Source organism: Humibacter ginsengiterrae (genome assembly GCF_054780115.1).
In genome coordinates this window covers 1-6,955 of the sequence record NZ_BAAGWY010000031.1, presented here as the reverse complement: position 1 = coordinate 6,955, position 6,955 = coordinate 1, and the positions used below count along the sequence as shown (strand labels likewise).

The window sequence follows — 6,955 nt, the reverse complement described above, 5'->3', positions numbered from 1 at the left end:
TGCGAGCACTGATCCACGTCCTCCACGAGACCACCGAGCCCGCCCGCCCCGAACTGCTCCTCACCGCCTAACCATCACCCACCCACAGGGAACAACAGCAGTGACACCACACCACGGGACTTGACCGGGCTTGAGCCCGCGACACCACGAGTATGAGCGTGTGCTCTACTCGGGCCCCCGAAAGCGCTGGGCAGCGAGCCGAAATCCGCGGAACTACGTGGTTTTTGAGCGGCGTGTGATGACTGTGATCACGGTGGTTTTCATTCAGATGTGGGCAAAAGCGGCGCTCACGGAAGCAGGTCCATCATCTGCGGTCTCGCCTTCATCGCGTGAATCACCAGCTCATTGCCGCTGTCGAACGTGAGTACCACCGTCTCGGGCAGACGACCATGGGTGTCGAATCCAAGACGCAGCTGCCGGGACGGACTACCTTCATCGAGGTCCTCGATCCACACCGCCCAGCTCGCGGCCTGGATGACATCCTCGGCAAGTATTCCGTGCTTCAGTGCCGAGCGATGAACCTTCACGCGGCGGAAGCCGCCAACGCCTCACGGATGATGTCCGAGCGTGTCTTGCCCTCCCGAGCAGCACGCGCATCGATCTCGGCGATCTCCTCCGTCGTCAGACGAAGAGCAACAACCTGAGAAGGCTCCGCGCCGCGGCCGGGACGACCCCTGCCGCGCTTCTTCAATGTCGCCAAGTCATAACCGGCCTCAGCCTCAGCGGCCCACGCCCCGATCTGCTCCTCGGTCACAGGAACCCCGTTGATCGTCTCGTCCGAACCCATGTCATTAGTGTATGACGAAATCGCTGAGAGTGTAGGGATCGCATTCCGCTCGGAGTGACGTAAGGGGATCGGCTTACGGGCACAAGCTTCGGCTCTCAGCTGAATGTGGTCCCGTGGTTGGATGTGGTCGCGACGCGTCGGTGGGATTGGAGTGAGGATGCCGCTCGTTCAGGACTACGGCCAGCGGCTGGCGAGTCTGGCCCCACAGGGGTTGTCGTTGATCAGGGGCCTTGTACCGGTGAACACGAGCTGGCCGTTTCCTCGTCAGATGGACGTCTACGAAAACGGCATCACCTTCTCCGTCCTCGGGAACGAAGTGTTCGCCTCGAAGCCCACGCTCAGGCTTGAGCGGCGATTCTTTCGCCGTGTCTGGGCGTGCTGGGGCGAGAACGGATCCGAGCAAGCGATCATCGAGAGCTGGTTCAGCATCAGCAAGATCATCGATGTTCTCCGCGACGCCGGATACACGGTCAAGTAGACGCGGTCCATGTATCCGTGACCCGTCGACGGAAACCAGCGCCTCGCGAACCGATGAGTACCGGAGGGTCTCTGCTCGCCCTCGCGGCATCGCTCGCTGTTCTCACCGCCGTGCTCATCGTCGTCGTGTGGTCTGTCGGGGTCGGCATCAACGAAACGCTCCCGCGCGTACGTGACTTCTTCCAATGCAACTTCCTTGTCCCATTCGCGAACTGCTAGAGCGACTAGCCGACGCGGACGGTGGTCTCAAGGCTGAGACCCCAAGGTGCGCAACGGACCGGTCAGCGGCCCATCGGGCGATAGTGTCGGTTCGTGTCCCGGCGGTTCTGGGTCGTGAGTGCGGCGATCGTTCTGGCCTTTGCCCTCAATGGATGTACCTCACAGAGCAGCGCACCAAACACAGCAACGGGCACAGCGAAGAGCACACCGCTTTCGCCTACGCAAACGACGTCGCCGATCATCGATCACGGCCCAGAGACGGGAGCCGAAGGAACCGTGATCGACGACGTGGCCGGTGATCCAGTTACCTACGTCGTTGCTAGCGGCGACAATCTCTCGAGCATCGCCGATCGCCTCGGGATCACCGTCGACGAACTCACCACCAATTCCGGAGCATACGGCCAGCTCCAGCCGGGAATGAAGCTCGCCCTCAGGCAGTGAGTGCACGCAGGGGGATCCGCTTGCGAACGCAGCGCGCTCTGCACAACGCCGCGGGGATTACGACTTCAGCGGTCCGCTGATGAGCCAATGGTGACCGAAGGGATCCACGACCCGGCCTTGGCGGATGCCATACGGCTGATCGGCAACAGCGAACATCCGCTTTGCACCCGCGGCAACCGCCCGCGCCGCCAGTTCGTCCGGGTCGTCAACGTCGAGGTGAATGCGGACCGTCGTTCCGTGCACGGTCTCGGGGCTTGGCGTGCGCAATTCAACACTTTCCGTAGCCAACCCAACCGGACATCCGTCGATCATCAGCACAGCCACTTGCGCACCGTCGTCGGAACGGACGCGTTCCATCTGTTCCACAGCACCGAACGCTTCGATGTAGAACTCCACCGCCGCATCCACATCCTTCACGGCCAGGAACGGCCAGATACTCGTCACAGTCGCACCGTACTCGATACCGTGAAGCGCCGATACCGCCGCCAAGCCTCGAGACATCACCGATCACAGGGCGATCGATTAGCGACGTCAGATCAGCGTGGTTCCCTCATCCGTGTTCCGCGGCGAAGCACCGCGCAATGATGATCCCTCAGCGGGCGCCCTTCAGTTTGCTGGTCCGGTTTTGGTGAGGGTGGTGCAGGTGCCGTAACTGTCCGGGTCTCCATTGCAGACGGAGATGGTGGGTTGGAAATAGTTCCACGTGATGTCGATGTTGTAGCCGGTAGTGCGGCCTCTCAGATCGACTTTGGGATCACTCGGGAAGTTGAACAACATCCACGTGCCTGAATGGTCGAAGCCCTTCGGGAATCTGAACCCGGACGCGATGTACGTTCCATCGCGACGGAGCTCGACGACAACTTTGCCCTGCCCAGCGTTCCCTTGACCGGTCCAAGTGCCGATGACCTCTGCGCGACTGATCGGGCGACCGGAGGCATAGCCGTTGAGGAACCATGCCGCCACCAGTACCCAGAAGACCGCCAGAATTGCGATGGCCCACCACGGCCCGTGCATCGCGGCGCGTGTCGGAGGGAGCGCTGCGGGCCTGTCCAGCAAGTACAGATAACGATCATCCGAGGTGACCGTTATCGCCGACTCCCATTGCGACCGGCTCCACGTCGACTGCGGGTTCGGGAGTTCGGCTACCAGGTGCTGACGAGCGTGCTCCATCACCGCCACCCGGCGTTTGGCATCGGAACGAGTGAGGAACAACAGGACTGGGAGGACGACCGTTGCCACGATAGCGATCCCGAGCACCATGAGAAGGAATAGCGCTCCGACCAGCACGCCACCCGTCCTCTCCCTCAAGTCTTCCGATGCGATGTGATGACCGTATCGCCCGTCCCGGGCCAACCTGCACTCGGACGCCGGCACTCTTCGGTTTGTCCCATTCCGTCCGGCTCGAACTGCCGCGGCATCTGCCTCCAGATGGCCGATTCGCGGAGTGCGCGTTGCGACCGGCACCCAGGACCACGATGGGCCGACGGACAACCAATAGAACGACAGACGCCATGAAATGTGCCCGCAAGCCGGTCCACCACCGTGCATCGAGCGCATGTCGCCTCTACCCCAGCATGCGCTAGATCCTCCTCCCGCATACGTCAACTGCAACATGACCTCGTGTTGTGCGGGTCCTCTCCACGAACTGTCGGCGAAGCGTTTCTCGAAACGAAACCGACGACGGAACACGAGAAGTGACAGATGACGATATCGATCGAGCACGGACGAAGACACGACGGGTGAGAGGAACAACGGAGCGAGGAAGATCCAAGAACTGAAATTGGCAATGCACGCAGGCACTTTCAGTGGGGCACTTCCGGCACCCTCTGAATGACGGGGGTCGCGTGTAAACCGAGTTTCATGGCAATCGGGGGTTCAAGCCAGGTCAAAACATCGTTCAGCGGCGCACGCGAGGCAGCGTGAGCAGCACTAAGCGGCCGCGGTTCGGCGTGCGGAGGAGCGCGCTCGGGATGCCGCTGCGCGGCGCGCCGCCGACGCGCAATCTGCCGTGGCGAACACATGGGGGCACCCGCGCCGACGTCCTCGAACGCCTCGGTTACCTCGGCCGGTCCCTCGATCGGCTAAGGCGTGAGCAGGACGCCCTTCTTCTCGACAGGGACCAGTTGATCGTCCGCCTTCGCGAGGTGGGCGAGAGCTGGAACTCGCTGACACCGCGAACCGGGCTCAGCAGGCAAGCGTTGTCGAAACGAACCATCGGACCGAACGGGCGCTGACTCGGGCAGTCGGAATGAGAGAGCGGGGGCTCAGAGGCCGAAGAAGTCGCCAAGCCAGGTACGGATCTCTGCAAGGCAGGCGTCCGAGACCTGGCCGGCGATCCCGGTGATCCGGTCGCGGGAGAGGGTGCGGGGCTGCTCGGACATGATCCAGGACGGCCGATCGAGGCCGCTAGGTCCCTCAACTCGAATGTGGTTCGGCCAGCCGCGATCGACCGTAGTGATCGGCAGGATGATTGCAAGCGTCGTGACCGCGTCAAGATACCCGGACGAGGCGACCACGAGCACTGGTCGGTGGCCACCCTGTTCACGGCCGCGAACCGGCTCAAGGGATGCCCACGCGACGACCCCCGGCGCGAGCTCGAGGTCTTTCACCGTGTCGCGTCGGTCAGTTCAGTGCGTTCCCATTCGGCGGTCTCTGCCGCATGAGAGGCGGCGTTCTCGGTCCCGGTGTCACCGATCGCAATCTTCAACGACTGCAGTCGGTTACGACGATCTTCCGCATCCGCGAGTCGTGCAAGGTGCGCGCCCAGCGTGAGACCGTCGTGAGCGGCCTGTGCCTTCAGCCGGTCGCGGAGCTCATCGCTCACCTTGATCGTGGTGGTCATACTTGAAGTATACCGGCGGCCGTTGAGCCCCGGCCGACGTCGGTCCGAACCATTCCGCCACATCCGAGGGCACGGCGCGAGGACGGCCGCCGAGCCGGTCATCACATGGTCGCGCGGCCAAAACCTGGAATCCGTAGTGACCCGTCCCTGGTGCGGCCTCTGGGGAGCATCGAGCCGTACGAAACCGTCTCCGGCCGCCGCTATCGGGTCTGCTACCGGACTCACGACCATCGGCAGACCGACACCGCGCGCCGCGTAGCGGCCTCCTGCGCGTCCTCTTTAAGGTGCCGAGTTGTCGCTACGTCGTGCTGTTGGCGCCGCCTCGCATAGGCGGCTTCACGCCGTTTGGCCTTCGCAGAAACGCGTCGATTCGCCACGCAACCCGGTTTACACGCAATCCATGTCGTTGCGGACACAACAACAGGAACCCACTGATGAAAGTGCCTGCGTGCATCACCATTTTCCATCCATCACCATTTTCATCCCGTGGGTCTTCTTGGCTCGGTGGCCTATATCTTTCGCCGCGCTGTATCTTCCTCGTTACTCGATCAAGTCGTCGTCTGTCTCGTCGTCTCTTCCCTCGTCGTCTTCATTCGAAGAACCCGTCGTCGATGGTTCCGGGAGAGGAGCCGCGACTGCCTGACGTCACGTTGCAGATGACGCCGTATCCTGGCGCGCATTTTCACCGTACGGGTCTTACGTGCATCGCACGATCTAGCGCATGCTGGGGTAGAGGCGGCGAGCGATCGATGCGCGGTGGGCGACCGGTTATTGAGACTCTTTCGGTGGGCGCGTTGAGGGCGGCGCCGCGGCCGCCGAGATGATCCGTTCGCTCCAGCTGCGAATAGCCGCGGCCTGATCGTTGGTGAGTTGACCGGTGAAGATCCGGGACACGCTTTTCTCGTGGACGCGCAAGGCTTCCCGGAGCGCGTTTCGCCCGTCGGAACTGAGCCTCACGGCGGTGCGGCGGCCGGGAGCGCCGTCCTCGATCCGGGCGATCAACCCGCGATGCTCCATCCGCGTCAGAAGATGTGCGACCCGACTCTTTTCCCATCGAAGCGCGGCTGCGAGTTCGACGACGCGAAGCGTCGCCTCAGGTGCGCTTCCGAGGGTGCGAAGGATGCTGAACTCGGCCTTGGAGACACCGGCTTCGGATCGCAGCGCCTCGTCGACGTCGTCCGCGACCAGGCGTTGCGCTTCCATCCAGGAATGCCAGAGTTCCCAGTCCGCTGCCGTCAGGGAGTGAGTGGCCATGCAGCCACCATAAGCCGAGCGAGTTGACGCATCAACTGTACGCATCCTAAAGTTGACGCATCAACTTTGGAAAGGTCCGCCCTTTATGGCTCTGCGTATCGGCATCATTCTCGGAAGTACCCGGCCCGGACGTCGTGGCGCTCGGCTCGCAGCGTGGGTGCTCGACGCGGCACGACAGCATGGCGGCGCCCAGTTCGAAATCGTCGATCTCGCCGACTACGCGCTGGGAAACCTCGACGAGCCCGGCAACCCGATCCTGGCCCAGTACACGCACGACCACACCCGCGCCTGGTCCGCCACCGTAGCGGCATTCGACGGCTTCGTGTTCGTCGTCCCGGAGTACAACCACTCCTTCCCCGGCGCGTTGAAGAACGCAATCGACTATGTCTACAGAGAGTGGAACGACAAGGCCGCCGGCATCATCAGCTACGGCGGATGGGCGGCAGGCGTCCGCGCCGCCGAGGCCCTCCGGCTCGTCCTCGCCGAAGTCCAGGTCGCTACCGTCCGTTCGCAACCCGCTATCAACACACATGCGGGCTTCGAGACCGAAGAGTACATCCCGTCCCATGGAATCGAGCCTCTGGTCGGGACGATGCTTGACCAGCTGCCGTCATGGGCGGCGGCGCTCCAGGCGGTTCGAGCGGGGCGGGCCACCGCTGCCGCCTAATCCGTCCGTTAAGGATCCCTCACCGGGCATCTGTTGGGGTGTCATCATTCCGGGCGTCGGCCGCAGGTTGGGTTGTCAGGGAAGATGGGCTTTCCGCATACGATCGCATCACATCTGCTCGGTTGACAGCACCCGCGTGGAGGTCAAGTCCCGTGGTGTGGTGTCACTGCTGTTGTTCCCTGTGGGTGGGTGATGGTTAGGCGGTGAGGAGCAGTTCGGGGCGGGCGGGCTCGGTGGTCTCGTGGAGGACGTGGATCAGTGCTCGCAT

11 protein-coding genes are annotated in these 6,955 nt (G+C 62.9%); 4 read left to right on the top strand and 7 right to left on the bottom strand.

What is annotated here, in order from left to right:
* Positions 1 to 287: 287 nt before the first annotated feature.
* Positions 288 to 527: a toxin gene (locus ACYVII_RS19005; protein ID WP_460537912.1), complete on the bottom strand. Its 240-nt coding sequence runs from the start codon at positions 525 to 527 to the stop codon at positions 288 to 290.
* Positions 524 to 787: a ribbon-helix-helix protein, CopG family gene (locus ACYVII_RS19000; RefSeq protein ID WP_460537911.1), complete on the bottom strand. Its 264-nt coding sequence runs from the start codon at positions 785 to 787 to the stop codon at positions 524 to 526. The genes ACYVII_RS19005 and ACYVII_RS19000 overlap by 4 nt, the downstream gene beginning before the upstream one ends.
* A 268-nt stretch (positions 788 to 1,055) precedes the next feature.
* Here ACYVII_RS19000 and ACYVII_RS18995 point away from each other — a divergent pair, with 268 nt between their 5' ends.
* A complete protein-coding gene (locus ACYVII_RS18995; RefSeq protein WP_460537910.1) occupies positions 1,056 to 1,265 on the top strand; it encodes a hypothetical protein in 210 nt (69 codons plus the stop codon).
* 311 nt (positions 1,266 to 1,576) lie between these two features.
* Positions 1,577 to 1,924: a LysM peptidoglycan-binding domain-containing protein gene (locus ACYVII_RS18990; protein ID WP_460537909.1), complete on the top strand. Its 348-nt coding sequence runs from the start codon at positions 1,577 to 1,579 to the stop codon at positions 1,922 to 1,924.
* 57 nt (positions 1,925 to 1,981) lie between these two features.
* Here ACYVII_RS18990 and ACYVII_RS18985 read toward each other — a convergent pair whose 3' ends face one another.
* Both ACYVII_RS18985 and ACYVII_RS18980 read right to left on the bottom strand, forming a co-directional pair.
* Positions 1,982 to 2,368 carry a VOC family protein gene (locus tag ACYVII_RS18985; RefSeq protein ID WP_460537908.1) on the bottom strand — a complete coding sequence of 129 codons (387 nt, stop codon included), beginning with the start codon at positions 2,366 to 2,368 and terminating at the stop codon, positions 1,982 to 1,984.
* A gap of 162 nt (positions 2,369 to 2,530) precedes the next feature.
* Positions 2,531 to 3,211 carry a hypothetical protein gene (locus ACYVII_RS18980; RefSeq protein WP_460537907.1) on the bottom strand — a complete coding sequence of 227 codons (681 nt, stop codon included), beginning with the start codon at positions 3,209 to 3,211 and terminating at the stop codon, positions 2,531 to 2,533.
* Positions 3,212 to 3,894: 683 nt separating this feature from the next.
* On the opposite strand from ACYVII_RS18980, the gene ACYVII_RS18975 reads away from it, so the two are divergent.
* Complete coding sequence (locus ACYVII_RS18975; protein WP_460537906.1) at positions 3,895 to 4,158, top strand: hypothetical protein; 264 nt, start codon at positions 3,895 to 3,897, stop codon at positions 4,156 to 4,158.
* Positions 4,159 to 4,188: 30 nt separating this feature from the next.
* On the opposite strand, the gene ACYVII_RS18970 is transcribed toward ACYVII_RS18975, so the two are convergent.
* From ACYVII_RS18970 to ACYVII_RS18960, 3 genes are all read right to left on the bottom strand, one after another.
* Positions 4,189 to 4,533, bottom strand: a complete 345-nt coding sequence (locus ACYVII_RS18970) for a type II toxin-antitoxin system PemK/MazF family toxin (RefSeq protein WP_460537905.1) — start codon at positions 4,531 to 4,533, stop codon at positions 4,189 to 4,191.
* Positions 4,530 to 4,829: a ribbon-helix-helix protein gene (locus tag ACYVII_RS18965; protein ID WP_460537904.1), complete on the bottom strand. Its 300-nt coding sequence runs from the start codon at positions 4,827 to 4,829 to the stop codon at positions 4,530 to 4,532. The genes ACYVII_RS18970 and ACYVII_RS18965 overlap by 4 nt, the downstream gene beginning before the upstream one ends.
* A gap of 705 nt (positions 4,830 to 5,534) precedes the next feature.
* A complete protein-coding gene (locus tag ACYVII_RS18960) occupies positions 5,535 to 5,969 on the bottom strand; it encodes a MarR family winged helix-turn-helix transcriptional regulator (RefSeq protein ID WP_460537903.1) in 435 nt (144 codons plus the stop codon).
* A 136-nt stretch (positions 5,970 to 6,105) separates the two neighbouring features.
* Between ACYVII_RS18960 and ACYVII_RS18955 the strand changes: the two genes are divergently transcribed.
* Positions 6,106 to 6,687, top strand: coding sequence for an NADPH-dependent FMN reductase (locus ACYVII_RS18955; protein WP_460537913.1), 582 nt, complete (start codon positions 6,106 to 6,108; stop codon positions 6,685 to 6,687).
* Positions 6,688 to 6,955: the final 268 nt, after the last annotated feature.

Excerpts from the sequence above, each read along its gene's own strand:
- ACYVII_RS19000 (WP_460537911.1), bottom strand. The coding sequence starts at position 787 with ATGGGTTCGGACGAGACGATCAACGGGGTTCCTGTGACCGAGGAGCAG.
- ACYVII_RS18995 (WP_460537910.1), top strand. The coding sequence starts at position 1,056 with ATGGACGTCTACGAAAACGGCATCACCTTCTCCGTCCTCGGGAACGAA.
- ACYVII_RS18975 (WP_460537906.1), top strand. The coding sequence starts at position 3,895 with ATGCCGCTGCGCGGCGCGCCGCCGACGCGCAATCTGCCGTGGCGAACA.
- ACYVII_RS18965 (WP_460537904.1), bottom strand. The coding sequence starts at position 4,829 with ATGTGGCGGAATGGTTCGGACCGACGTCGGCCGGGGCTCAACGGCCGC.
- ACYVII_RS18960 (WP_460537903.1), bottom strand. The coding sequence starts at position 5,969 with ATGGAAGCGCAACGCCTGGTCGCGGACGACGTCGACGAGGCGCTGCGA.
- ACYVII_RS18955 (WP_460537913.1), top strand. The coding sequence starts at position 6,106 with ATGGCTCTGCGTATCGGCATCATTCTCGGAAGTACCCGGCCCGGACGT.